Source organism: Paenibacillus sp. P5_B5, from assembly GCF_056400365.1.
In genome coordinates this window covers 195,821-219,727 of record NZ_JBFULK010000005.1, presented here as the reverse complement: position 1 = coordinate 219,727, position 23,907 = coordinate 195,821, and the positions used below count along the sequence as shown (strand labels likewise).

The 23,907-nt window shown below is 40.3% G+C and carries 21 protein-coding genes; 8 read left to right on the top strand and 13 right to left on the bottom strand.

Annotated features, from left to right (window positions below):
* Window positions 1-11: 11 nt before the first annotated feature.
* Entirely contained in the window at window positions 12-509 is a 498-nt protein-coding gene (gene infC / locus AC1DOK_RS08800) for a translation initiation factor IF-3 (protein ID WP_477553881.1), read from the bottom strand.
* A gap of 326 nt (window positions 510-835) precedes the next feature.
* On the opposite strand from infC, the gene hflK reads away from it, so the two are divergent.
* Both hflK and hflC read left to right on the top strand, forming a co-directional pair.
* Window positions 836-1,846: an FtsH protease activity modulator HflK gene (gene hflK / locus AC1DOK_RS08795; RefSeq protein ID WP_477553880.1), complete on the top strand. Its 1,011-nt coding sequence runs from the start codon at window positions 836-838 to the stop codon at window positions 1,844-1,846.
* Window positions 1,843-2,709 carry a protease modulator HflC gene (gene hflC, locus AC1DOK_RS08790; RefSeq protein ID WP_477553879.1) on the top strand — a complete coding sequence of 289 codons (867 nt, stop codon included), beginning with the start codon at window positions 1,843-1,845 and terminating at the stop codon, window positions 2,707-2,709. The genes hflK and hflC overlap by 4 nt, the downstream gene beginning before the upstream one ends.
* Before the next feature lie 300 nt (window positions 2,710-3,009).
* Here the strand turns inward: hflC and AC1DOK_RS08785 are convergent, their stop codons facing one another.
* On the bottom strand, window positions 3,010-4,245 hold the full coding sequence (locus AC1DOK_RS08785; RefSeq protein WP_477553878.1) for a glycosyltransferase family 2 protein: 1,236 nt from the start codon (window positions 4,243-4,245) through the stop codon (window positions 3,010-3,012).
* 281 nt (window positions 4,246-4,526) lie between these two features.
* On the opposite strand from AC1DOK_RS08785, the gene AC1DOK_RS08780 reads away from it, so the two are divergent.
* On the top strand, window positions 4,527-5,657 hold the full coding sequence (locus AC1DOK_RS08780; RefSeq protein WP_477554119.1) for an MGDG synthase family glycosyltransferase: 1,131 nt from the start codon (window positions 4,527-4,529) through the stop codon (window positions 5,655-5,657).
* Between the two features lie 162 nt (window positions 5,658-5,819).
* Here the strand turns inward: AC1DOK_RS08780 and trmB are convergent, their stop codons facing one another.
* Together trmB and AC1DOK_RS08770 are read right to left on the bottom strand one after the other, a co-directional pair.
* Window positions 5,820-6,539: a tRNA (guanosine(46)-N7)-methyltransferase TrmB gene (trmB, locus tag AC1DOK_RS08775; protein ID WP_477553877.1), complete on the bottom strand. Its 720-nt coding sequence runs from the start codon at window positions 6,537-6,539 to the stop codon at window positions 5,820-5,822.
* A gap of 142 nt (window positions 6,540-6,681) precedes the next feature.
* Entirely contained in the window at window positions 6,682-7,260 is a 579-nt protein-coding gene (locus AC1DOK_RS08770) for a WGxxGxxG-CTERM domain-containing protein (protein ID WP_477553876.1), read from the bottom strand.
* Between the two features lie 162 nt (window positions 7,261-7,422).
* Here AC1DOK_RS08770 and mnmL point away from each other — a divergent pair, with 162 nt between their 5' ends.
* Together mnmL and mnmM are read left to right on the top strand one after the other, a co-directional pair.
* Window positions 7,423-8,427 (top strand): tRNA modification radical SAM protein MnmL/YtqA, encoded by a 1,005-nt coding sequence (mnmL, locus tag AC1DOK_RS08765; protein ID WP_477553875.1) that lies wholly within the window; start codon window positions 7,423-7,425, stop codon window positions 8,425-8,427.
* Between the two features lie 6 nt (window positions 8,428-8,433).
* On the top strand, window positions 8,434-9,006 hold the full coding sequence (gene mnmM, locus AC1DOK_RS08760; RefSeq protein ID WP_477553874.1) for a tRNA 5-(aminomethyl)-2-thiouridylate-methyltransferase MnmM: 573 nt from the start codon (window positions 8,434-8,436) through the stop codon (window positions 9,004-9,006).
* A 94-nt stretch (window positions 9,007-9,100) separates the two neighbouring features.
* On the opposite strand, the gene AC1DOK_RS08755 is transcribed toward mnmM, so the two are convergent.
* The 6 genes from AC1DOK_RS08755 to AC1DOK_RS08730 form a co-directional block, all read right to left on the bottom strand.
* Window positions 9,101-10,060 (bottom strand): IS3 family transposase, encoded by a 960-nt coding sequence (locus AC1DOK_RS08755; protein ID WP_477554118.1) that lies wholly within the window; start codon window positions 10,058-10,060, stop codon window positions 9,101-9,103.
* Window positions 10,018-10,245: a hypothetical protein gene (locus AC1DOK_RS08750; protein ID WP_477553873.1), complete on the bottom strand. Its 228-nt coding sequence runs from the start codon at window positions 10,243-10,245 to the stop codon at window positions 10,018-10,020. Before AC1DOK_RS08750 ends, AC1DOK_RS08755 begins: the two co-directional genes overlap by 43 nt.
* 647 nt (window positions 10,246-10,892) lie before the next feature.
* A complete protein-coding gene (locus AC1DOK_RS08745; protein WP_477553872.1) occupies window positions 10,893-12,683 on the bottom strand; it encodes a B12-binding domain-containing radical SAM protein in 1,791 nt (596 codons plus the stop codon).
* 124 nt (window positions 12,684-12,807) lie between these two features.
* The gene (locus AC1DOK_RS08740; RefSeq protein WP_477553871.1) at window positions 12,808-13,053 is read right to left on the bottom strand and encodes a hypothetical protein; all 246 of its coding nucleotides are present in this window, start codon (window positions 13,051-13,053) and stop codon (window positions 12,808-12,810) included.
* A 181-nt stretch (window positions 13,054-13,234) separates the two neighbouring features.
* Complete coding sequence (locus tag AC1DOK_RS08735; protein ID WP_477553870.1) at window positions 13,235-14,383, bottom strand: ABC transporter permease; 1,149 nt, start codon at window positions 14,381-14,383, stop codon at window positions 13,235-13,237.
* Window positions 14,380-15,318, bottom strand: coding sequence for an ABC transporter ATP-binding protein (locus AC1DOK_RS08730; protein ID WP_477554117.1), 939 nt, complete (start codon window positions 15,316-15,318; stop codon window positions 14,380-14,382). Before AC1DOK_RS08730 ends, AC1DOK_RS08735 begins: the two co-directional genes overlap by 4 nt.
* A 147-nt stretch (window positions 15,319-15,465) precedes the next feature.
* Between AC1DOK_RS08730 and AC1DOK_RS08725 the strand changes: the two genes are divergently transcribed.
* Entirely contained in the window at window positions 15,466-16,398 is a 933-nt protein-coding gene (locus AC1DOK_RS08725; protein WP_477553869.1) for an RluA family pseudouridine synthase, read from the top strand.
* A gap of 136 nt (window positions 16,399-16,534) precedes the next feature.
* On the opposite strand, the gene AC1DOK_RS08720 is transcribed toward AC1DOK_RS08725, so the two are convergent.
* The 3 genes from AC1DOK_RS08720 to AC1DOK_RS08710 are packed head-to-tail and all read right to left on the bottom strand — an operon-like array spanning window position 16,535 to window position 21,418.
* Window positions 16,535-19,405 (bottom strand): ATP-binding protein, encoded by a 2,871-nt coding sequence (locus AC1DOK_RS08720; RefSeq protein ID WP_477553868.1) that lies wholly within the window; start codon window positions 19,403-19,405, stop codon window positions 16,535-16,537.
* Window positions 19,389-19,763 (bottom strand): response regulator transcription factor, encoded by a 375-nt coding sequence (locus AC1DOK_RS08715; RefSeq protein ID WP_477553867.1) that lies wholly within the window; start codon window positions 19,761-19,763, stop codon window positions 19,389-19,391. The genes AC1DOK_RS08720 and AC1DOK_RS08715 overlap by 17 nt, the downstream gene beginning before the upstream one ends.
* 32 nt (window positions 19,764-19,795) lie before the next feature.
* Window positions 19,796-21,418: a diguanylate cyclase gene (locus AC1DOK_RS08710; protein WP_477553866.1), complete on the bottom strand. Its 1,623-nt coding sequence runs from the start codon at window positions 21,416-21,418 to the stop codon at window positions 19,796-19,798.
* 211 nt (window positions 21,419-21,629) lie between these two features.
* Between AC1DOK_RS08710 and AC1DOK_RS08705 the strand changes: the two genes are divergently transcribed.
* Both AC1DOK_RS08705 and AC1DOK_RS08700 read left to right on the top strand, forming a co-directional pair.
* A complete protein-coding gene (locus tag AC1DOK_RS08705; protein ID WP_477553865.1) occupies window positions 21,630-22,019 on the top strand; it encodes a PaaI family thioesterase in 390 nt (129 codons plus the stop codon).
* A gap of 96 nt (window positions 22,020-22,115) precedes the next feature.
* Window positions 22,116-23,813 (top strand): M3 family oligoendopeptidase, encoded by a 1,698-nt coding sequence (locus tag AC1DOK_RS08700; protein WP_477553864.1) that lies wholly within the window; start codon window positions 22,116-22,118, stop codon window positions 23,811-23,813.
* The last annotated feature ends 94 nt before the right edge of the window (window positions 23,814-23,907 follow it).

Sequence of the window (23,907 nt, the reverse complement as noted above, 5' to 3'; positions counted from 1 at the left end):
CTAGAAAAATATTATGACGATTTAGGTGTCAAAATCATAATCATTGAGCGGCCTTCTAATTTAGGTGCACGCTCCATGCTGGAGACTTCAGCTGTTTCAGTAGCTAAACGTTCAAGTACCTTTCTGCCGATTTCGGCATGGGCAATTTCACGTCCGCGGAAACGAACTGATGCTTTGACTTTATCTCCGTCATTTAAAAATTTAATCGCATTGCGCAGCTTCGTTTGGAAGTCATGCTCATCAATTGTCGCACTTAGGCGGATTTCTTTGGTATCCACCACTTTTTGATTCTTGCGAGCTTCCTTCTCTTTCTTCTGCTGCTCATAACGAAATTTTCCGTAATCCATGATGCGACATACTGGCGGTTTAGCCGTTGGTGCCACATTGACTAAATCAAGGTTAGCTTCGATAGCCATCTGCATTGCTTCACGAGTCAACGTAATACCAAGTTGCTCTCCTTCAGCTCCGATCAAACGTACTTCCTTGACACGAATTTCATCGTTAATCATATGTTCCTTACTAATAGCTTGTCACCTCCGAAGATGATCCGTTAACCGGCTTTCAAATAAAAAAGGGATGTGTGCATAAATGCCCACATCCCATCGATCGCATACTCACATGACAGTCATGTTAAAGTGATCTCCATTAAACCAGCCAACGGTGTTGTCGGACAGGTGAGAAGCGGGCGCCTCTGCTTGCGAAGTTTATTACTCAAGTAATATATCATGTTTACCTAACCCAAGTCAACAGTTAGTTTAACTGTCATAAAACGAAACCTAATTTACATAAGATTCGTACTAATTATGAATATAATAACGAAGGGAGTCAACAGTTCATGAACATTTTTGACAACGAGCCCAAACAACAGCCGCAAAAACCACAGATGCCACAAATGCCCAAGTTACCCAAAGGTAGCGGCAAAATTGCGATCATCAGTATACTTCTTCTGATTGTTATTGGACTAGGTTCTACTACGTTCTACACTGTGCAAGAGCAAGAACGTGCAGCCATTATTACATTCGGTAAATTCACTGGAGAAGAAAAAGCAGGTTTACATTTTAAACTTCCTTACCCGATTCAACAGGTTGTTAAAGTTCCTGCTGAGATTACACAAAAAATACATATTGGTTACACAGAGAATCAAGGTAAACCCGTCTCTGAGGATGCCGAATCACTTATGATCACAGGTGACGAAAACATTGTATCCGCTGATGCAGTTGTGGAATGGAAGATCAGCAATATTGAGAAATACTTATTTAATATAGAAGAGCCAGACCTCTTCTTACGCAATGCATCTATTGCTGCAATCCGAACAGTCATCGGTGCAACCAAATTAGATTCTGCAATTACAGATGGAAAAACAGAAGTACAAATTAAAGTAAAAGAAAAGCTAGTTGAGTTAAATCAACTATATGATACAGGGATTTTCATTCAAGATATTAAATTCCAAGATATCGAGCCACCAGATGGTGAAGTTTCAACTGCTTTTAAAGAAGTAACCAATGCACGTGAAGAAAAGAACACTAAAATTAATAATGCTAAGAAATATGAAAATGACATCATTCCGAAAGCGCGAGGCGAAGCTCAAGCCATTCTTGAGAATGCTGAAGGAGTCAAAAAATCAAGAATTTTGAACGCAGAAGGTGACGTTGCCAAGTTTAATGCTGTACAACAAGAGTATGCCAAGAATCCAGCAATTACTGAAAATCGTCTAATTCTTGAAACACTTGAGAAAATATTACCGAACGCTAAGATTATTGTTAGTGACTCAAATGATGGTACCGTTAAATATTTGCCACTCAATGAAATGTTAAAAGGCTCTGCTAAAGGAGTGACTACCCCATGAATAAATGGATTTCAATCATAATAGGAATCATTCTCGTCGGAATCTTAGCCGGAAGCTCTTTATTTATCGTACAGCAAGGTGAATATAAGGTTGTTATGAAATTCGGGGAATTTGTTCGTGTCCATGACAAACCAGGAATCAACTTTAAAATTCCGTTCATTGAAACGACAACATCCATGCCTAAATATCAAAAAGTATATAACAGCGAACCAACTCCGATTCTGACCAAAGATCAGAAGCCAATCCTTGTTGATAACTATACTGTTTGGCGTATCAATGACCCTGGGAAGTTCCTGCGCACACTCAAAACCGTATCTTACGGTGAAGGTCGAATCGATGCCGCAGTATACAACGTAGTTCGCAGAAAGCTATCTGAGATTGAATATGGAAATATTATCAGTGAAAATACGACACGCGGTAACTTAAATGATGAAATAACAAAAGAAGTTGCCTTGCAATTAGAAAAAAGTGAGTTTGGCATTCAGATTATCGATGTTCGGATTAAACGGACTGACTTGCCTGAAGAGAACAAGCAAAGCGTATACAACCGAATGATTACGGATAGACAATCGATTGCTGCAAGCTACTTATCTGAAGGTGATGAAGAATCCCGTAAAATCACCTCTAAAGCCGATCGTACAGCGACAGAGCTCAAAGCCCAAGCAGATGCTGATGCCAAGAAAATCATCGCTGAAGGCGAGCAGGAAGCAGCCAAAATTTATAATGAAGCTTATAGTAAAGACCCACAGTTCTATCAGTTATACCGCACACTTGAAAGTTATTTAACGACATTTAAGGGTGAACCGGTTATTATGATGCCGATTGATTCACCGTATGCTAGAATTTTGACGGGCCAGAAGTAATGACTTGATTATTGCAATCGGTTGGGGCTCCGAGCCAAAGTAATGAATTCCAATAGCTGTTTTCGTTTCGAAACTTTGATTATATTTTAAGGATATTTCGAAACTCAAAAGGCTACCGTGTCGCTTCCGCTTCACTTTTCCATTCATTACTTTGCTCTCCGTCCCACCCTATAGCAACAATCTAATTATAGACATCTAACCCGCTCATAAGTTTTCGCAGGTTATATGAAGAAAAAACCCCGTAGATATCGCCTTAATGGCCGATAACTACGGGGTTTTGTATTGTTTCATAATTACAAGCTAGCTAGCTTGTTTACTGTGGACGTCTTCAAGGCGGATCACACGTGTATGTTCAGTATGACTCCATTGCTTGTTGTTCTGCGTAAAGAACGCATAGAACGTTACAGGCCACCATGAGAATAGGAATATAACAAACGACAGCAACGAACGAAACATCTTCTTAGGTGCTTTCTCCAATATTAATGCAATCGGAAATTGAGCATAAATTAAAACCGTTAACAGATTGAACAATACAGGTGATTCAACAAATAACGATGGCATATGTGAGCTACCTGGAATTACAATATCAATCCAAAGTGAAACAGTCATAATCGAACCAAGAAATAGTGTATATACATTCACAGCATAAAGCGCTGTATCAATTTTAGTCCAACTGCGTTCCTTCAGCCCCTGCCATAGTAGAGGGAAGAAATAACGACGCGCAACATGGAAATGTCCTTGCATCCAGCGTAGTCTTTGCTTACATGAAGCCTTGAAAGAAAGAGGCTTCTCATCATAAACCTTAGCATCATAATTAAGTGTTGGATAGATTCCGCGCTGCACACAACGCATCGTAAATTCCAAATCCTCTACTAGTGATGTTGCTCCCCATCCCATTTCCTTCAGGAGGGCTGAGTCAAAGCACATGCCTGTACCACCAAGATAATTAGCCATTCCTAGATTTCGACGAGGCATCTGCCACAAACGATTACAATACCAATAAGATATTGCATATGCAGACGTAACCCAAGAATCATGTGGATTCTTAGTGTCCAAATATCCTTGAATAACTTTCGAGCCATTACATAAGTCGTTATTCATATGTAACAAGAAATCTGGACTTACTAAATTATCAGCGTCAAGAATCACGACACTATCATAAGATTTCGGACGCTTCCATAACTCCTTCAACATCCATTCAATCGCATAACCCTTACCACGCAGCTTATCATTGAATCTTTCGCAAGGATATACGCCCATTTCACGAGCAATATCAGCTGTTCTATCGGTACAATTATCAGCAATCACAAAAATATCAAACATTTCTTTTGGGTAATTTAAAGTCTTCAAATTTTCAATTAAAGCTCCGACTACCTGCTCTTCATTATGAGCAGCAATCAATACTGCAAATGTCTTTTTAGGTGCATGTTGTTTAACTTTCTTCGGTTTACGATAGCCAAAAAAAGCTAATATTAGCTGATACGCTCCGATCAATGCCAAAACAACCTGTACCGCCAGTAAAAAACGGTCTAGCATAAGTATGTCCCCCTTTTAGTGATCTCCTACATAAAGCTTTCTCTATCTCTATATTTTAAAGATCCGGTCGAATTTCTCTCTTTATGTCGACCTGCACTATTATAATGCACGAATAAATAAGTTACAACTCTCCTTAGCCCTAAATTGAAAGAACAAATCTGTTGTATGCTTATTTATCCCATATTCATTATACGGATGAACTCCATCACATGTTGCAATATAAGGTTAAAAAAGGTAATGTAAGATTAAGTATACTGGGGACAAGGTTAGGTGAAATCAGCTTGCGTAAGAAAAGGATCCTGTTATTATCTGAAGGGTTCGGCGCCGGACACACCCAAGCGGCACAAGCGCTGGCGGTTTCCCTGCGCCAATACCATCCAGGAATTCAGACTCGCGTCATTGAGCTTGGTGCTTTTTTACATCCAACTCTCGCACCATGGATATTCAATGCCTATCGTAGAACTGTTTCTAATAAGCCGCATTTATACGGCAAGTTATATCGCTTTCAATATAAGAAATCACTTAACCCATTGACTCAAATGGCCTTACATCGGATTTTTTACCGTCAGACAGACGAAGTCATTCGTCATTTACGACCAGATATCATTGTTTGTACTCATCCATTTCCTAACTTGGTCGTATCTAGACTTAAGAAAGCAGGACTCTCTGTTCCACTCTGCACGGTTATTACCGATTATGATGCTCATGGTACATGGGTTAGTTCAGAAGTTAACCGTTATCTCGTATCTACAAGTAATGTAAAAAATAAGTTACTTAGTCGCGGTATCCCATCCGACAAGATTGAGATCACAGGCATACCCATTCATCCATCCTTCTGGCAGAGACATGATTGCGAGGAGATTCGTAAACAATACAATCTCAAATCGATTCCTACTGTTCTTGTTATGGGTGGTGGTTGGGGACTTTTTGATAATAATCTATTCATGGATGACTTAATTAAGTGGCGAGATCAAATTCAATTAATTATTTGTTTGGGTCGTAATGAGAAAATTCTTCAGCAATTATCAGAGGATCCCCGTTTTCAACATGAACATATAAGGTTGTTGGGTTTCACGAAGGAAATTGGTAAGTTAATGGAGATTTCTCACTTACTCATTACCAAGCCAGGCGGTATAACCTGTACAGAAGGATTAGCCAAAGGCATTCCGATGCTCTTCTATAAACCAATCCCAGGTCAAGAGGAAGAAAACATGCAGTATTTCCTTGATCAAGGTTTTGGTGAACAGATTGTATCTGGGCAAACGATCGACATCCGCATTCAACAACTCATAAATGAATTCAATAACGACGAAGCTAGTGAAGAAGAACGCCCATCGCATAGCAGCAATCAAGTAGAGAATTTTGACCCTAAGGACTGTTCACAAGCAATTATTGATTTACTCCATACCTAAAAGTGCTTTTATTATTTATACACAAGAAGAAACGTATCCGTCTTTATAAAGACGGATACGTTTCTTAAGGTATATAAGAGTAAAGGTAAGTATGAAAACTTGTACTTTCTTGAATCAATTTCATATCTTCTCTTATATACTTAAAATAGACGGCAATACCGTCTATTTGAGGTCTTTATTATTCTTAAGGGTATCAAGATGAGCGGCAAGTGCTTCTGTCCCAATGACAACTTCACACCGATTGATGTTAACACCTCTTGAAGAGAACTTCATTTCGTATTCCGTCATCACATGATCGAGATTAGGTCCCTCTTCATGCAGGTTAAGTGAAATATTACGCATCCGTAGTCCTAAATCAGCAAATGAATTCAATGAGAACTCGAATAAACTTTGGGAATCAGTTTTGAAATGAATTTCTCCCCATTCATCCAAAATATCGATATATTTACGAACAAACCCCGCATGAGTTAAACGTCGGCGTGCATGCTTCTTCTTTGGCCAAGGATCACTAAAATTCAAATAAATGCGTCGTAATTCATTAGGCGCAAATATATCCTCTATTTTCTCGATATTTCCTAGAACCATTCGAATATTGCTTATATCACAAGAACCATCCTCTAAGGTATGCGCCTCTCGAGCTTTCTCACTTGATCTACGGATAAGTTCATCGTACATATCGATACCAATAAAATTCACATTTGTGTCTAGTCGGCTATGCTCGCTTATAAACCGTCCTTTACCCATTCCTAACTCTGCATAAATGGGCTTATCGTTACCGAAAACCTCATGCCACTTCCCTTTATATTGCTGTGGATTTAGAATAACAAGATCCGATTGACTTTCAATATTCTCACGAATCCCTTTTCTGCCTCTTAATCGCATTTTTATCCTCCTCAAACATTAAGTTCCCATGTATAAATAACCTGCTCCATCATAGTCGATTACTAAGAAAAAATCAAAGAAAACAACAACAATACCCCTACCCTAATGGGCAGAGGTATCATTAGTCAGTTAGCTAAGAAAGTTAATGATGCTTTTCTTTGCTTCTGCCACCCATACCAGCTAAGCCGAATAAACCAAGTAAGCCTAACCAACCCCAATTAAAACCACCGGTAGTATTTGCTGCCTTAACGTTACGATTTGTAGTCGTGTTATATGGATGTACACCATTCGGGTTTGTTGTGTTGTTTAATGGTGTTACTCCGTTTTGAGGCACGGTATTATAAGGACGTATACCACTCATGTTATAATTCATATTCGTATTCGGTGTTACATGTGTTGCAGGTGGTACAGGTGTTACATGTGTTGCAGGTGGCACAGGTGATGCAGGTGGTACAGGCGTTGCACCAGGATTCATCAAATTGTTTGTACCTGTTTTGACATCGTTCACCAAATTTTTTGTTCCTTGTCCAACATCACGAACTACATTGGTAGTTGTACCTGTGACGTCATTGATTATGTTCGTAGGTGTACCTGTAGCTTGCGTGTTAAAGACAGTCTTCGTAAAAGTCTGATCCGCTGTTGTTTCGGCAAGGGCTGCACCTGAAATACTTACAACTGCTGTTAATGCTAATGCTGTTGCTGTTAAATGAAACTTGTTCATGCATCTGTCCCCTTTCAATATGTTAAAATGATAAATAATCAAGCTTTCTTAGCATTACCGATTTAGTTAAATTCAAATACGGGAAATTGAGGCTTCTCGTTAAAGTGCAAATTAGGCTACAATAGAAATGCTGATTTAAGCGAATAACAAGGAGAAATGAATATGGAGCAATCACTACAAACAATAACTCCGCTTATATGGGGAGATAAACGTTTTCATACATGGAATTATGAAATGCGCGAGCAATTTGGTACCAAGGTGTTCAAAGTCATGCTGGACGCTGGTTTCACTTGCCCAAACCGAGATGGAAATATTGCCATTGGCGGCTGTACCTTCTGTTCAGCACGTGGATCAGGTGATTTTGCAGGATCTAGGCGCGATGATTTAGTAACACAATTCAATAAAATTCGTGATTTGCAGCATCAAAAATGGCCAGACGCCAAATACATTGGCTATTTCCAAGCGTATACAAACACATATGCACCAGTTGAACAGCTAAAGGAATATTTTGAAGTTATTTTGCAACAGCCTGGTGTTGTCGGTTTATCGATCGCCACTCGTCCAGATTGCTTGCCAGACGATGTTGTGGAGTACTTAGCTGATTTAAATAAACGAACGTATTTATGGGTTGAAATGGGATTGCAAACGGTTCATGATGAAACTTCCGAACTTATTAATCGTGCGCATGATACTCAGTGCTTTATTGATGGTGTTGCCAAGCTGCGTAAACATGGCATACGGACTTGTGCACATATCATATATGGATTACCTCAAGAAACCCACGAAATGATGCTTGAGACAACTCGTAGGGTCGCACAAATGGATGTGCAGGGTATTAAAATTCATTTGCTTCACCTCATGCGCAAAACGCCGATGGTTAAGCAATATAATGCCGGGTTATTGCAATTCTTAGAAAAAGACGAATACGTTAATTTAATTGTTGATTCATTAGAAATGCTTCCGCCTGAAATGATCGTTCATCGATTAACAGGCGATGCACCGCGGGATCTACTTGTCGGACCTATGTGGAGTTTAAAGAAATGGGAAGTTCTTAATGCATTCGATGATGAGCTTCGCAGACGTGATACTTGGCAAGGAAAGAAATGGAAGGGCTTCGAGAAGGATATAGCTGATTCCCATATAGATGATTCACAAAGTGAGGTGTGATCTATCATGGGTTTTATGTCCGTACTTAGTCAGGCACAGGCATTTGTGAAGGATCGCGTTCATGAAGGAGAGACGGTCGTTGACGCGACCGTCGGCAATGGAGTGGACACGCTATTTTTGATGCGTGTCGTCGGCGTCAAAGGCCGCGTATACGGCTTTGACGTGCAAGCGGCGGCGCTGGATGCAGCGCACCAGCGCATAGCTACCGAGCCCGCCGCGGGCTCGGTAACGTTCACGCTCCGCAGTCACGAAGAAATGGAGGCGGTGATCCCGCCTCCATTTCATGGGACCGCCGGAGCGGTCATGTTCAACCTCGGCTTCCTACCGGGAGCCGAGGCTGCTGTAATTACGCGGACAGAGTCTACTCTGCCCGCGCTTGATGCTGCGCTGCGCCTCTTGCGCAGCGGTGGGATCGTGACCGTGATCGTGTATCCCGGTCACGAAGGCGGCGACGTCGAAGCTGACGCCGTCGCCGCTTGGGCGGCTGCGCTTCCGAAGGAAGCTTACCAAGTACTAACGTACCGCTTTACGAATCGCGGCGCAAACGCTGCATACCTAATTGCAGTCGAGAAGCAATAAACGCTAATTTCCTATAACCAATCATTTTTTCAATTAAGGACGGTTCAGCCCCCTAAATCTGGACACTGTCCACACTCATACTGAAGCAATCGTATTATAGCGCAATATCTCGCGGTTTTAGGACTCCTTGCTGCACTAAACGAAGGTACTCCTTCGGTGGCCAATCTTTCAAACTGCCATGAATCCGGTCAGTATTGTAGTAACGAATGAACCGATCTACTTCAAAGAAGGCCTGCTCATAACTTTCAAAGCAGTTTTGTTGGTAACATTCACGCTCCAAAATGCTGTGAAAAGATTCAATGTAGGCATTCTTATTCGGTGTCTTGATCGGTATACGCTCGTGTTCAATTCCGGTTGCCTCGCAGAACGTGTAGAACGCCTTGCTAACGAATTGAGGACCATTATCTGTCCGAATCACTAGTCGATGTGATTGCTCATAGATCTGACGCTGAAGTAGCGCTCGTTGTACGGCGCGAAGGATATCTTGCGTACTGCACGCTTTTCCTTTATGGTAAGACACGATTGCACGGTCATAAACATCGATAATACTTGCTAAGAAGAAGTGACGTCGTTTACCGGCCACGTAGCCATATTTTATATCCATTTGCCACAGTTGATTTGGACCTGTTACTACACGGTTATTTGCGACTCTCCTTGGTACAATATTAGTTCTTTCACGTTGAGGCGCGAGAATACGTAGCTCTTTACTTAGCCGATAAACCTTCTTCTTGTTAATGATGAGCTGGTACTTTCGACGTAGGAGTACCGTTAGTTTTCGATACCCAAATGCGGCGTTAGGACCTTGTATAAGTTTAAGTAAATAACCTTTTATTCGTGTATCTGAAACCTTTTTTCCATCCACAGTAAACGAGCTACCTGGGATCGGCCGGCCTTTACTTATCGGTTGCTGGCGCTCTGGGTGTTGAAGATGATAGTAATAGGTTGAGCGCGGTACATGACAAATACGCAGCACGGTTCTCGCTGGATAGCCTTTCTTTATCCAATGAAGTGCTACTTCAAGTCTTTCAAAGCGGCAGGATTCGTTTTTTTTAATAGGTCTTTTAAGATGCTGTTCTCCAGTTCTTTCTCTCCAAGTAGCCTTACTGCATCTTTATATTTCTTTTGGAGATCACCGAATTCAGCTGCATCTTGTTTCATTTGTTCGGTTCGAAAGCCTGACATCACTTCCGCTACCAATTCCTTCTTCGTTGTTACAGGGCACCTAAATCTTCTCTTCATGGACTTCTTCCCCCACTATTATATTGTATCTGAAGTAGATAGAGTGTCCAAGTGGATTAGGGGGCTAAATAGTTTCTCCCTTTAATTTCACAAGATCATTGCGATAAATTGAAATAAAGGGAAATACTCCGTCTATTTCAATACAAACAGCCGCTCGGTTTACGCAATCCAATAAATAACAGGAGAATTTCCTGTTATTATCCTGACTTAAGCCGAATTCAAAGATATTAACAGGATATTTTCCAGTTAATAAAGCGTACTGTCAAATGGCGAGGTTCCACTCCCGACGTTAAGTAACAATGCCAAGTACTCCAAGCTAATAATTAAATGCCTAACGCCTAACGTGTTAAATAAATGCCATATAATCAACGTTAGGTACCAAATGCGACATCTTACACCTAACGAGATTTCGCTCTATCCCTCTGCATTTTATGTAAATTAATCGAAACTAAAAGCTATTTACATGCAAAGGAGCATGCCCATTTAAGTAGAAAATTCTACTCATGTGCAGCTCCTTTTTGTTTGTTTGCTCGTTTGCTCGTTTGCTCGTCTGCTCGTCTGCTAGTTTGCTTATCCTCTTAAACAATCCATCGTAATTGCAAGCCACTGACGACTAGCACTAACTGTCTAGATGTCTAAAGTAGAACCTAGACCAATACTTCAGATAGCGGAGTTCCAAACACTAGCGCCTTCTCTCCACCTTCAGGCTGGAACCATGCAACTAGCAAGTACGATGAAGCTTGATTAAGCGTACCATCAGTTAAGTATTGATGAAGATCAAACGGTACCACTTCGATCATCGCATGTTTGTGTAATTCCTTCTCAGATGCCTTAAGCTCAGCGAAGCTATGATCTGGAACGATTCCAGGTTGTTCTGCCAGAAGTCGTATACATGCTGCTTGACGTGATTTATCGAGCGATACATCCCACCAGATTTTACGCGGCTTATATTTATGTCCCATGAAATAGTCCATCTTCATAAGACCTTCAATTACATCCATCTGATGGGTTCCTCGCTCTACCAGAAATCCATGTAAACGCGTAAATAAATCCTCAAGCTGTTGACCAATTTTCTGCCAACCGCGTTTTTCCCAGTAGTCTCCAAACTCTTGGAAGAAATCAAAAGCCGATGCAAACTGATGATGAATTAAATAATTCATCGTATGATCGAGTCGATGTGCATTCCAATATTTCTCTAGCACATCCTCCACTCGCTTAATCCGAACCAAATCGGCGAAGGACATAACGCTATTCCCTAGGAATTCATAAGGGGCATGATCCATGTAGGTATAACCATATTTCTCGGCATCGATCCGTAGTCCCGTACCACGCAGCATTTTCAAGAAGCCAAGCTGTAATTCCTCAGGTCCAAGTGCGAACACTTCGTTAAAGGTGTTGCGAAACGAATCATAATTCTCTTCAGGTAAGCCAGCAATAAGATCCAAATGCTGATCGATTTTGCCGCTATTCTTAATGATAGACACGGTACGCGTAAGCTTGGCAAAGTTCTGTTTACGTTTAACGAGCGAGTTGGTTAATTCATTCGTCGACTGAACACCGATCTCAAACCGGAAAATTCCGGGTGGTGCATGTTCGGCTAGGTATTCGAGTACCTCTGGGCGCATAATATCTGCTGTAATCTCAAATTGGAAAACACAGCCTCTATGGTTCTCGATAAGGAACTGGAACATCTCCATCGCATATTCACGCTTAATATTAAAGGTCCGGTCAACAAATTTAATGAGCTTCGCACCGGAATCAATTAAATACAATAATTCTTGCTTGGTCCATTCAATATCATAATAACGTACGCCAACCTCAATGGATGACAGACAGAATTGACATGAGAAAGGACAACCACGACTCGTCTCAAAATAAACGATGCGATTAGGCAAGGCTGGCAAGTCTTCCTCAAAACGATGCGGAGATGGTATTTGATTGAGATCTAGTTTAGGTCGCCCTGGACTAATGATAACTTCGTCTACCACCGCCCCATCATTACCCTGAACTTTTTTGCGATATGCTATACCAAACACTAAGTGATATTTGCGTGTTGTTGAAATTTCTTGAAGTAGATGATGAAAAGTTTCTTCACCTTCACCCATTACGATAAAATCTACTTCAGGTATACGTTCCATCCAATAGTCAGTGTCATAAGACACTTCTGGACCCCCAAGTACAATGATGAGCTCAGGCATAATTTTCTTGATGGTACGAATAATTGCAATGGTTTCTTCAATGTTCCAAATGTAGCAAGAAAACCCGAGTACAGAAGGCTGCTTCTGAAACAAATCAGAAACAACATGCATAACCGGGTCTTTTATCGTATATTCAGCTATCTCAATATCAAAATCTTTTTCGCTAAAGGCTTTCAAATAACGAAGTGCTAGTGAGGTATGTATATATTTAGCATTTAATGTACTGACAACAATTTTCATATCCTATAACCCCGTTTTCAATTCAAATTCACTTGTACCTCTTATAGTTATATAGAATTTATCGTTTTTGTCAAATAAATTATCGATAACTTTTACCATATTACGAGGTGGGATTACAGAGCGATCATAGGAATGTAACAAAATTTCCATCATCAACAAATGAAGCTAGTGGGAGAGATTTGGGGAAATCTGTCTGAATAACGGGAGGTACATTAGACATCCATTCTTCTGTTTGAAGTAATAATTGCGTTTGCACCGCATGCAACTGATTCATTAATTCTGGAATCAAGTGCTCCTCATTGGCTTGCTTAAGTGCAGTGTGAAGCACAGTCCGCTGTTCGAGTTGCTTCGTAAGTTGATATAGAATCATGGGAATAGAGCACTCCTTTAACACTAGGGGTAAGTATCACAACAGGCGATACTGTAGGTATCTGCAAGCAATTGCACTCAACTGCACTCAACTGCTGCATATTCAATTTACCCCTAATAAAAGAAAATTAAACGCAATCATTCCCACATGAATGTAACCAAGGCCCTGAGGAAAGTCGCAATCATTCCCACTTAAATGTAATTGAAGCGACAAGGAAAGCCGCGATCATCCAGCATCCAAGGACTATCGCTTCAGTTGATAAGCTTGCTATACTCCCACCAACATTCATGACCTGGCGTAAAGCGGTTGACAAATGTGAAATCGGTAGCACATTTACGATCGGCTGCAAAAATTCCGGCATACTCTTAATGGGGAAGAATACGCCCCCTAGAAACATCATCGGAAATGAAATCATACCTGCAATTGGGTTCGCGCTTTCTGGTGTTTTGGCTAAGCTGGCAACGATAAAGCCAATGGACATGAAGGCAAGTGTACCAATGATTACGAAGAATAATAGTAACAGCCATGAGCCTGCAACCTGAACATCAAATACAAATTGTGCAATAAGGAGAAGAATAATCGTTTGCAATCCACTTAGGACAAGTCTTGCACTGATTTGTGCAGCAATGAACGTAGATGCTCGAAGTGTTGTGCTTTGCATGCGCCTCAGTACGCCTCGCTCACGCCAAGAAGCAATTTGTCCCGCTACCATGTTGAGGTTATTCGTCATAATCATCATGGCTACAATACCTGGCACAACAAAGTCAATATAGGCGAGATTAAGTGCTTGCACGCCTTCCTCTTGAACCGTAATCGCAGGTGTGAAATGTGCTAGCTGCTTAGAGACGCCATCTGCAACACCATTAACCGCGGCTTTGGCTACGCTTGCCGTCGTGAGATTCGTTTGATCATAATAGAGGTGAATTTGCGCTGATTGAACTGAAGCACTTGTATCCTGAGTATTCTTAGCACGATCAGTATTCTGAGCATTGTCAGTAAATTGCTTTAAATGATCCCCGTAGCCTTGTGGAATAACAATAACTACACCGATATCACTGTGTTTTAATGCCTCTAATGCAGCTTCCTCATTCTCATAATTTTGCATAAGCAAGACGCCCGTTTGCTCGAATCCGCGTGCTAAGGTTTGTGATGCTTCCGTTCGATCCTGATCGATAATGGCAGCATCAAGTGACATCGAATTATTGGAGTTGAATAGAAAACCAAACACAAACATAAAAAATACCGGAAATAATAGCGAGAAGATTAGTGTTTGACGATTCCGGATAAATAGCTTTAGCTGGGCAAGCGTTAATTGAAAATAAGCTTTCATTCTTCTCTCAAACTCCTTCCGGTCATATCAATAAAGACATCCTCTAGAGTTGCAGTTCGTGTTCTCAAATCAATAAGCTTGATGTGATGCTCTGAACACGCAGTAATTAAACCTGTGAGTGTAGCTTGCAATTCACTTGTATACAAAACATATCTATCCTTGCGCAAGTCAACCTCTTCAATTCCATCAATTGTATGTAATAGAGTCATTAGCTGCCGCTTCTGTTCTTCAGAACTAACAACATGCTCCGGTAATCGGAATTCAATTGCATTCTCGGATTGAAGAGATTGAATTAAGTTGTCCGGTGTATCCAAAGCAACAACTTTGCCTTGATCCATTAAACATATCCGATCACACAGGATATGGGCTTCATCCATATAATGCGTGGAGAGGATTACCGTTTTACCTAACGATTTGAGACGTAGCACGATATCCCATAAGGTTCTTCTTGCTTGTGGATCAAGCCCAGTCGTCGGTTCATCCAAAAACAACACAAGTGGATCGTTGACTAGCGCAATTGCAATAGCGAGACGTTGTTTTTGCCCGCCAGATAAATGCTTAACCTGCCCTTTTCTTTTATCCTGCAGAATCATATCTGTGAGTAACGGCTCTATCTCCACAGATTTCGAATAGAAACTTGCGTACATGTTAATAATTTCTTCAACAGTTAGCAGTTCAAACAAGGAGGTTGATTGTAACTGAACACCTATCAGTTCTTTCACCTTACGTAAATCATTTTCCGTATCGAAGCCCGCAATTCTAGCAAACCCACTATCAGGCTTTCGCAGTCCCTCTATCATTTCCATCGTAGTCGTTTTGCCCGCGCCATTAGGGCCTAGTAGTCCGAATACCTCACCCTTATGAACATCGAAGCTAACTTCATCCACAGCAACAAAACTACCGTATTGTTTATATAAACCACTGACTTCAATCATCAATTCCTTATTAGACACCCAGCTTCACCTCCTGATTTCCATCCTCTTCCATTATAACATCAGATTAATTATAGAAGAAATGTGACTTGTGATATAATACACCGTATAGATAGTGAATTAGAACATCGGATATAAAGGGAGCACATAATGAATAAACGAAAACCTAAGGCACAGCCAGCAATCAATCAAGACAAAGACAAAACAACTAATCTGATTGTCAAAGAACCATCAGAACTAATGATCTATTTATTAGATAAATTACCTAAGCATGGACGGAATAGCATAAAATCATTACTTGCTCGCGGACAAGTAGCTGTAGGAGGGAAAGTCGTTACGAAATATAACCATCCTCTGCAACCTGGCCAACAAGTCACCATTCATTGGGGACGTGTCGTTGAGGAAATGAAACTGATTGGTCTCAAAATTATGCATGAAGATGATGACATCATTGTTATTAATAAAGAGGCTGGTTTATTATCTATTGCTTCACCTACAGAAAAAGAGCTTACCGCCTACAGACAATTAACTGAACATGTAAGAAGAGCTAATCCGAGCAATCGCATTTTTGTTGTTCATCGCTTAGATCGGGATACTTCTGGGGTTATGCTATTTGCCAAGAATGAAAAATCACAGCAAACGCTGCAGAACGCATGGCAAGAAGCAGTCCTTGAACGGAGCTATGTAGCCCTTGTTGAAGGAGCGGTTAAGAAATCCCAAGGTACCATTAAATCCTGGCTAAAAGAGAGCAAAACACTTCTCATGTATTCTAGCCATACTCCTAATGATGGACAAGAAGCCATTACTCACTACAAAGTAATAGAGTCTACTCGTGAATTTTCCTTATTGGAAGTCACACTTGAGACGGGTAGAAAAAATCAAATCCGTGTGCATATGAAGGATATCGGCCATCCAATCATCGGAGATAAGAAGTATGGCTCGAAGAAAAATATAATTGGTCGCTTAGGACTACATGCACGTATTCTTGCATTTCATCATCCTACGACAGGTGAGGTCTTACGCTTTGAAACCCAAATCCCTGGAAAACTCATGCGGCCTGTCTCAACAAGCAACTCTAACTAAGTGCTGTCATGAAGTGCATAACAAAAGAGCCACAAAGTACGATGAATTTCGTACCTTGCGGCTCTTATTTTGTTTTAACTCTCGCTACCCGTGTTTAACTCTACCTATTGTGTGCGTTTAACTCTTGCTACCGTATTTAATTTTCGATATCAAGTAAGGTTTGAAAAATAATTTGTGATAATTTGTGAGGATGATAAGGCTTTACAAGATAGCCTCTTGCACCAAGCTCAACCCCTTTATCCTTCTCTTCTTTTTCTTCAAGCGCACTAGAAATGAAGATTGGCACTTGGGATAGTACCTCATGTCTTTTCATTTCACGAATAATTTCCCAACCATCAATGCTATTCTTCAGTAGGATATCAACTACGATTGCATCTGGCTTAATATTTACAGCAGCTTCAATCGCTTCCTTACCATTCGTGAAATGTACGACTTGAAAGCCATTATCCTGTAATTCTGCCGTAAGTAGCTCTGTTAGACTTAAGTCATCTTCAACAATCATAATAGTTGGATTCTTACTTGCGATTAGGTAGGTATCACCTGCCACTTTGGTCAGCTCCGTTATAGGCGCCAATGTGTAATCTAGTGTCAGTAACGGAAAAATAAGAGAGAATGTACTTCCGCGTCCAAACACTGACTTCACTTCAATATGACCATTATGAGCATGCATAATTTCACTAACAATTGCTAAACCAAGTCCAGTTCCACCGATTTGTCTCCGATCTGTATTATCGATCCGGTAAAACTTCGTGAATAAATGAGGGATAGCATCCTGAGGGATACCTAAGCCTTCATCAGCGATATCAACGATTAATTGATGATCCTGTTGTTTACAGATCAGCTTAATCCTTCCACCTTCTGGAGAATATTTAACTGCATTGCTAAGTAAATTCATGAAAACTTGTTTTAATTTATCTTTATCTCCTAGAACATACGTGTGAGGTGTATCTCTACTTATTTCAAATACATGCTTCGTATAGTTGATCTTATAGAACTCAATTATCTCTTCAATGATTGGGAACAGATCAACCTTTTGTAGATCATAAGCTTGTTTTCCTGATTCCATACGTTGTAGATCAAGGAAATCATTAATCAGCGCTGTCAATCGAGTAGCCTCTTGATGAATCATCGTTAAATATTTATGTTGACGCTCTGGTTTTAATTCTTTGTATAGCAAGAGTTCTGTAAACCCTAGTACACTTGCTAGAGGCGTTCTCAGTTCATGACTCACGGTGCTTACAAACTCTGATTTCATTTGATCCACTTCATACTCTTTGGTAATATCTCGGTGCACAATGACGGTACCGAATCTTTTACCAGCACGATATAAGGGTTCGTAATAGACCTGCAGCACGCGTTTCTCAGGTTCTATCATTTCATAGATTGCACTTCTTGCATTCATTTCTTGCTCATCATAAATCGTACTGATGAAGTTCATCAACTTGCCGCTATCCTTCAAACGATACGATTTTTCCTCAAAGAATTTCTCTAAGGAAATACCAGCAGCCTTATGTTCATCATCACACCCAAATAAATCGCAAAGCTTCGTGTTGATATGCAATACACTACCTTCTTTATCAACTAGCTGTACGCCCTCTTGGATTGTATTGAGCATATCTCTCGTCATTTGACGTTGTTGTTCTGTTGCTTTATACATCTCTAGCTTCTCTAGTGATAGTGAAACTTGCGTTGCAAGACTCATCGTTTCTACTTCTGCTTGCTTAGTCATCTGTTTTCCAATATGAGTGAGCATTGCACATGCAATCACAACGCCATCAGCATTCAGAATGGGAACATATAAATCAGATGTACGAGATGATTCTAGATGGTAGCCCTTTTCATTAGACTTACTTTCTCTCGTAACGCTATAGGCTTCTTTGGTTTGGATCACACGCACAAGAATACTATCCTCAAGTTCATCCATACATTGCTGAATACCTTGCTCTGAGATCCCGAATGCTGCATAGTTACGTTCGCGATTAAGCAGTACAATCATACCTTTATCTGCTTGTGTCACCTCAACTAGGTTACGAGCGATACTTTCGAGTAGCTCTTGTTGATCAAGCGTGTTCATAAGGGACTGGATAAGCAAGTTACGACGTTCTAGATATTGCTCATTATCCTCCATTTTACTCATCGCTTGCTGAAGCTCTTCCTGCTGCATTTGAAGCTCATCCTGCTGGGCTTGCAACTCTTCATTCTGAGCTACTAATTCCTCTTCTTTGGATTGAATCGTGGTCATCATGTAATTCATCGATTTGGCTAGCATACCGATTTCATCCTTACGAGAAACACCCGCTAGATTCGTGTAATTTCCTCGTGCAAAATCCTCTGCATTGGTCGATAAGGCTGCTAATGGATGGCCGATGTCTCTTGTCGATTTGAACGTGACCCACATCGCTACTAGTAAAATAAACAGAATGTAAACAATGAACCATAGCTCCTGAGATGCCAAATCATCTAGCATTTTTTCACTTTGTTGATTTAACAACTTACGGCCATCGCTGCGAAAGTTTTCGGCTTCGACTAGCATATCGTCTATCATCGTATTTGTACCAACGGATAGCTTACGCAAATTAGCCCAGTCTTCGTCTTCCATGTATCTAATGGACTGCTCTAACGTGTTTGCAAAATAAGTATTTACAAAAAGCTCGATTGAAGATACAAAGGCTAACTCTGAATCCTTGAGGGGATATTGTTTAAATTGATCAATGGATTTCTTCAATTTATCCCGCTCACTATATATTCGGTCATACTCCTGCTTGTCCTGATAAGCAAAATAGCCTCGCACCCGATAAAAAATCCCATTCGTATGTACTTCAATATTACGAATGATATCTTGTTTATGATTGGAATCCTGGAGTGTCAATCGATACTGCTCACGTGTGTTCTTATTCATTTGTAATACGAATATTGCCCCAATCGTAATGAGTAGGACTAATACAACCATCAGGAACACAAACCGCCTTGTTAGGCTTCGGCGCATATAATTAAACACTCGCTCCACTTAACATCTCCCTCACTCTCCGGATGAGTTCCATCGGACTGAACGGTTTCGACATAAATTCATTTGCTCCGATTTGCATAACACGCTCACGCTCTGAATGCTGATTCTTCGCAGATAGCATAAGAATTTTTAATTGTTGATTCTCAGGCATCTCCCTTACCTTACCAATCACTTCCATACCTGTCATTCTCGGCATCATATAATCGAGAATGAGTAGATCATATTGATTTTTCTCAATATAGGTCATTGCTTCTGCACCATCTGTTGCAATATCGATATCGTACCCTTCATCTTCTAAAGTATCTGTAATGAGCATCCGAATTACCGGTTCATCTTCAGCTAATAAAATTTTATACATCTCAAAATTCCCCTTGTATATAGAATGAAATATTAATGGATGCGCTGCTGGATTAATCTTTTAATTCTTAGCTGGAGTTCTTCAATGCTAAATGGTTTCGTAATATAGTCATCCACACCCATATGTAGTGCTTTAGCGATATCTTGCTGACTTTTCTGCCCCGTTAACATTACAATTGTATACTGCTTAGAACTCGGCATTGAGCGGAGGCGTTCTAGAACCTCCATCCCATCCATACGTGGCATAATACCGTCGAGAACGACTACATATGGCTCATTCCCTGAATGCCATGGATCTTGAAAGAATTCCTCCCCATCACGGAAAGAACGAATCTCCACTTCCATATTTTCAGAACCAATATGCTTAAGACTCTCTGACAGCATGGTCCGGATGATCGCATCATCATCAAGAATCGCTATTTTTAGTACACGTTTATAAGATAAGCTTGTACTGAGTTTGGCTGTTTCAATTCGATTTCTTCCAAGTGTTTTGGCCTCATATAGTGTTTGATCTGCTAATTTCAACCATTGATCACAGGTTTCTTCCACACCTGTTACTTCGACAATACCAGCAGAGAAGGTAACGTGAAAGGAATCACCCTTACCATCAAAGCACAATTGCGAGAATTCAGACAGCAGTCGTTCAAGCACAAGCTTCGCTTCTTTCTTTCTCGTATTGGGCAAAATCATTGCAAATTCTTCTCCGCCATAACGGAATAGAATGTCTGTGCCTCTCATTTTTTGCTTCATTAATGAAGCAAAGCTAGCTAATACATGATCGCCTACCAAATGTCCATATTGATCATTCACACGCTTAAAGTAATCCAGATCCAGCATTGCGATACAAAAGATCTGTTTCGTTCTCATCAATTCTGTTCGTTGTCTTTCAAAAATTCCTCTGAGATATTTACGATTAAATGCTCCTGTTAATTCGTCCAGAAAAAGTAACTTATCCAGTGTCTTTTTCCTGTTTAATTGACGCCTCATTCGAACAATTAACTCTTCCATTTCAAGAGGCTTAGTCAGAAAATCATCTGCTCCCATGCGGTACGCCTTAAGTCTAGTCTCTTTTTCACTATCAACACTAATGACGATAATAGGAACAGTTTGTTTATTATTGTGCTTGCGTACAGTGTCAATTACTAGAAAACCATTATTAAACGGAATATGAAGATCTGTCACAAAGCAATCGAGCTGTAATTCGTAGAAGTATGTAATCGCTTTGTCTGGATCATTGGTTGTTAATACACCCCAACCTTGTTTCTCTAGCTCTTCTTTAAGAAACATGAGGAGGGTAATATCATCGTCAAGAATAAGAATAACTGGTTTATCCGTATCATGCTCCAGTTGCTTATTTTCCTCATCTACCCAGTCAGCTTCCTGATTGATCTCGTATTCATAGCTATATTTGATAAACATGAATAGTAATTGTCGTAGTTGTTCAGCGTCCCATTCTTCGTAGTTGTGCTCAGTTAATTGAGTCATGACTATTTCAGCAATCTCAGATAGATCATTTAAACCAATGGTTGCAGCAGTCCCCTTAAGCGAATGAATGAACCGATAAACATCTTCATTTGCAACTAATTCTGCACTGTCAAGCCATGTCTCTAGTTGTCTCTTAATCGATAAAATCAGCGAATCTTTGTACTTTTTCATTGAACCACCTCTAATTATGTCGATAGCAGGAATATTATAGCATACATCTTACATCATTTATGTCTATTACAGTCGTAATTATGAAATTATTTAGGTATATTTACCTATATATTTTGTGTGAGAGAGAATCTTTCAAGATTAAGTTAAAGGATATCTCAATAATAAATTGAATATTCTTACTATATGGGATGTAAATTAGGAGGCGATTCAAATGGACTTAACATTCAAAGGGACTATTGATGAAGTAATAGGTATTCAAATAACAGAGGTTACGGAAGATCGAGTTGTCGCTACAATGCCCGTACATGATGCCACACGCCAACCATTCGGCATGCTGCATGGTGGTGCTTCAGTTGTTCTTGCAGAAACAATTGCTAGTGTAGGAACATGGAATTTGATCGATCAAGCTAATGAACTCGCTGTTGGTCTTGAAATCAATGCCAATCATATCCGTGGCAAGCAAGAGGGTATAGTTACTGCTGTTGGTACACCACTTCACAAAGGTAGAACAACGATGATATGGGATATTCAAATTACGGACGAAGAAGGTAAGCTGATCTGCGTATCTAGATGTACAGTAGCTATCGTGAAGAAGAAGTAAAACACCCGGATATTCTTAGTCAAGAAACAGGATTTGGACGCTTCTTAATCGAATTGATATTTATATCTATTTGTATGGAAAGGATGAATTAATTCTATGTTAAAATTCAGTCAATATCCTTATCAACGTCTCGATGTTAAGGAAACAGAGGAACGCTTTAACTCCCTACTTAAACAGTTTAATGAGTCAACAAGTTTTGAAGAGCAAGATAGCATGATGAGCGCTATTAATGAACTGCGGGGTAAAATAGACTCCACGATCCAAATCGCTGAGATTCGCCACTCGATTGATACGAATGACGAATTCTATAAAGCGGAACAAGATTTTATCGATGACTTCAGACCTCTTATTCAAGGCTTAGAAACTGTATATTATCAAGCCCTCATTGATTCTCCATTTCGCTCACAGCTTGAACAAAAGTGGGGTAACCAGTTATTTCAATTAGCTGAGCTTTCACTGAAGACGTTCAAACCAGAGATCATCGAGGATTTACAGCTAGAGAATCGTCTTGCCTCAGAATACTCGAAATTAACCGCTTCAGCCAAAATTATGTTCGAAGGTGAAGAACGTAACCTATCACAACTCGGACCATTCGCTTTATCCCCAGATCGTGACATGAGAAAACGTGCTGCTGAAGCAAAATATCAGTTCTACGCTGAAAACGAACAAAAAATCGATGATATCTATGATCAGCTCGTTAAAGTAAGAACGCAAATCTCTCATAAGCTCGGGTATAAGAATTATGTAGAACTTGGCTACGATCGTATGAATCGCACGGATTATAATGCACAGATGGTTGCTAACTTTAGAGCACAAGTGCTTGAGCATATCGTTCCCGTGGCTTCTAAGCTAAAGGAACGTCAACAAAACCGTATTGGTGTCGATGAGCTACAGTTTTACGATGATAAATTCAGCTTCAAAACAGGTAATGCTACACCTAAGGGAAGTCCAGAGTGGATTATTGACGGTGGTAAAAAGATGTATACCGAGCTATCTGATGAAACGTCGGAGTTCTTTAATTTCATGATTGAGAATGATCTCATGGATCTTGTAAGTAAGAAAGGTAAGCAGGGCGGCGGCTATTGTACTTATATCAGCGAGTATAGTGCCCCTTTCATATTCTCTAACTTTAATGGAACATCAGGGGACATTGACGTGCTTACGCATGAGGCAGGTCATGCTTTCCAAGTGTATCAGAGTCGCAATTATGAAGTTCCAGAATATAATTTCCCTACATATGAAGCTTGCGAAATTCACTCCATGAGTATGGAATTCTTCACTTGGCCTTGGATGGAGCTCTTCTTCAAGGAAGATACGGATAAATACCGCTATAATCATTTGGCTGAAGCATTACTCTTCATCCCTTATGGCGTAACCGTTGATGAATTTCAGCACTTTGTTTACGAGAATCCTGAGGCAACTCCGGCAGAACGCAAAGCAGCATGGCGTGAAATTGAGAAAAAATATCTCCCTCATCGCAATTTCAGTGAGAATGAGTATTTGGAACGTGGTGGATATTGGCATCAGCAGTCCCATATTTTCCGTTCACCATTCTACTACATCGATTATACACTGGCTCAAATCTGCGCTTTCCAATTCTGGAAAGGGATGCATGAGAATCGCGAACTTGCGTGGGCTGATTACCTAAGATTATGTCAAGCTGGTGGAAGCAAGTCCTTTACAGAGCTAGTCGAATACGCGAATCTAATCTCTCCATTTAATGATGGATGTGTTGAGTCTGTTATTGGTGTAATTGAGAACTGGTTAGACAATGTGGATGATACGAAGTTATAAACAAATAAACCTAAAGTGGATGTGCAGGATAGTATCCTGCACATCCACTTTTTGATTTAACGCAGAGATTATATTCACGCTCTCTGGTGCTAAG

Bases quoted from the DNA above. Each gene is read 5' to 3' on its own strand.
- infC (WP_477553881.1), bottom strand. From the start codon at position 509: ATGATTAACGATGAAATTCGTGTCAAGGAAGTACGTTTGATCGGAGCT.
- hflK (WP_477553880.1), top strand. From the start codon at position 836: ATGAACATTTTTGACAACGAGCCCAAACAACAGCCGCAAAAACCACAG.
- hflC (WP_477553879.1), top strand. From the start codon at position 1,843: ATGAATAAATGGATTTCAATCATAATAGGAATCATTCTCGTCGGAATC.
- AC1DOK_RS08785 (WP_477553878.1), bottom strand. From the start codon at position 4,245: ATGCTAGACCGTTTTTTACTGGCGGTACAGGTTGTTTTGGCATTGATC.
- trmB (WP_477553877.1), bottom strand. From the start codon at position 6,539: ATGCGATTAAGAGGCAGAAAAGGGATTCGTGAGAATATTGAAAGTCAA.
- AC1DOK_RS08770 (WP_477553876.1), bottom strand. From the start codon at position 7,260: ATGAACAAGTTTCATTTAACAGCAACAGCATTAGCATTAACAGCAGTT.
- mnmL (WP_477553875.1), top strand. From the start codon at position 7,423: ATGGAGCAATCACTACAAACAATAACTCCGCTTATATGGGGAGATAAA.
- mnmM (WP_477553874.1), top strand. From the start codon at position 8,434: ATGGGTTTTATGTCCGTACTTAGTCAGGCACAGGCATTTGTGAAGGAT.
- AC1DOK_RS08750 (WP_477553873.1), bottom strand. From the start codon at position 10,245: ATGAAGAGAAGATTTAGGTGCCCTGTAACAACGAAGAAGGAATTGGTA.
- AC1DOK_RS08745 (WP_477553872.1), bottom strand. From the start codon at position 12,683: ATGAAAATTGTTGTCAGTACATTAAATGCTAAATATATACATACCTCA.
- AC1DOK_RS08740 (WP_477553871.1), bottom strand. From the start codon at position 13,053: ATGATTCTATATCAACTTACGAAGCAACTCGAACAGCGGACTGTGCTT.
- AC1DOK_RS08735 (WP_477553870.1), bottom strand. From the start codon at position 14,383: ATGAAAGCTTATTTTCAATTAACGCTTGCCCAGCTAAAGCTATTTATC.
- AC1DOK_RS08730 (WP_477554117.1), bottom strand. From the start codon at position 15,318: ATGATTGAAGTCAGTGGTTTATATAAACAATACGGTAGTTTTGTTGCT.
- AC1DOK_RS08725 (WP_477553869.1), top strand. From the start codon at position 15,466: ATGAATAAACGAAAACCTAAGGCACAGCCAGCAATCAATCAAGACAAA.
- AC1DOK_RS08715 (WP_477553867.1), bottom strand. From the start codon at position 19,763: ATGTATAAAATTTTATTAGCTGAAGATGAACCGGTAATTCGGATGCTC.
- AC1DOK_RS08710 (WP_477553866.1), bottom strand. From the start codon at position 21,418: ATGAAAAAGTACAAAGATTCGCTGATTTTATCGATTAAGAGACAACTA.
- AC1DOK_RS08705 (WP_477553865.1), top strand. From the start codon at position 21,630: ATGGACTTAACATTCAAAGGGACTATTGATGAAGTAATAGGTATTCAA.
- AC1DOK_RS08700 (WP_477553864.1), top strand. From the start codon at position 22,116: ATGTTAAAATTCAGTCAATATCCTTATCAACGTCTCGATGTTAAGGAA.